Origin of the sequence: Nocardia sp. alder85J (assembly GCF_020176955.2) — a bacterium.
Taxonomy (GTDB): Bacteria; Actinomycetota; Actinomycetes; order Mycobacteriales; family Mycobacteriaceae; genus Nocardia.
In genome coordinates, this window is sequence record NZ_JAIUCZ020000033.1 from 1 (window position 1) to 1384 (window position 1384).

Sequence of the window (1384 nt, forward strand, 5' to 3'; positions counted from 1 at the left end):
CACGACAGTTGTATTTCGTTGTTTTGTAATCGTTTCTGTTGGTGGCGGAGTTGTCGGGCGTGTGCTTGGTGGCGGCGGCGCCAGTGGCAGGTGGCGAGTGCGTGGGTGAGGGTGCGGGCGGGGTGGAGCACTATCGCCAGGAGACGGCGGATGTCGGCGACTGTGATTCGGCCCAGCCCGCGTGGGCTTTTGGGTCGGTGGCGGCGGTGACGGCGAGGAAGGCGTGGGCGAGCATGGCGAGGGTGATGTGCCGGTACCAGGGATGCCATTTGCGGACTTGGTAGTGGTCGAGGCCGCACTGGTCCTTGGCGGCCTGGAAGCACTCTTCGACCGCCCATCGGGCGCCGGCCACGGCCACGACCTGTTCCCGCTCGATGGTGGCGGGGTGGAAGCACAGGTAATAGGCGATATCGGCAGGGTTGTCGAGGGATCGGCGGGCCAGCAGGGTTCTGGTGTATCCGGCGGGGAGGTCACCGAAATTGGGGAGGGTGGCCCAGGCCCAGTCGTATTCGCGTTCGCCGCGTTCACCGAGTCCTGCCGAGACGCGGTGCCAGGCTTGTGCGGGTGCTCGGGCGACGAGGGTGTCGACGCGGCGGCGGCCGTCGAGGTCGGGCACGGTGTGCCGGACCGGCACCTCGAGGACGTAGGACAGGCGGCGGGTCTCGCAGAAGGCCCGGAACCGGCCGTCGCGGCCGTAGGCAGAGTCCGCGGCCACCCATCCTGCGGGCACTCCGGCGTCCAGGGTCCGGGCGATCATCATCTCCGCGAGCCTGGGCTTCGTCAGAAGACCTGTACTGCAACGTGTTTCGGGTATGCCTGCTTCGATACAGCGATCGCGGTCACCGATCCACGACTCGGGCAGGTAGAGCTCTCGGTCGATCAGCGCCCGGCCCGAGCGCCCGGCGTAGGCGAGGAACACCCCGAGCTGAGAATTCTCCACACGCCCGGCCGTCCCGGAGTACTGGCGTTGCACACCCGCGGACTTCACCCCCTTCTTCAAGAACCCGGTCTCGTCCGGAACCAGGACTCCATCAGGGCAGGCCAGCGCCTCGGCGACGTACGCCCGCAGGCAATCGCGCAACTCGTCGGCGTCCCACCGCGACCGATTCAAGAAATGTTGTAACCGGCCCGGATCCTCCTCTCCCGCAGCCTCGGACAACTGCCACGTATTCTTCCGCTCCACCGGCGCCAGCAACCCCGTCAGATACGACCGCGCCCACCGCCGCGGCTCCGCCCGATAGAACACCCCCGCCACCCGCGCGAACACCTCATCGAAACTCACTCGCCACGCCGAAACATCCTCTGCGGCAACATCACCCAGCACGAGACGACAAGGTATCCCACCATCGGTCCGACTGCAAAACAACGAAATACAACTGTCGTG

Annotated in this window: 1 pseudogene; it reads right to left on the reverse strand. The window is 66.5% G+C overall.

The window, feature by feature from the left end:
* A pseudogene (locus LBW94_RS44130) lies at positions 1–1339 on the reverse strand (IS701 family transposase); the annotation flags it as partial.
* Positions 1340–1384: the final 45 nt, after the last annotated feature.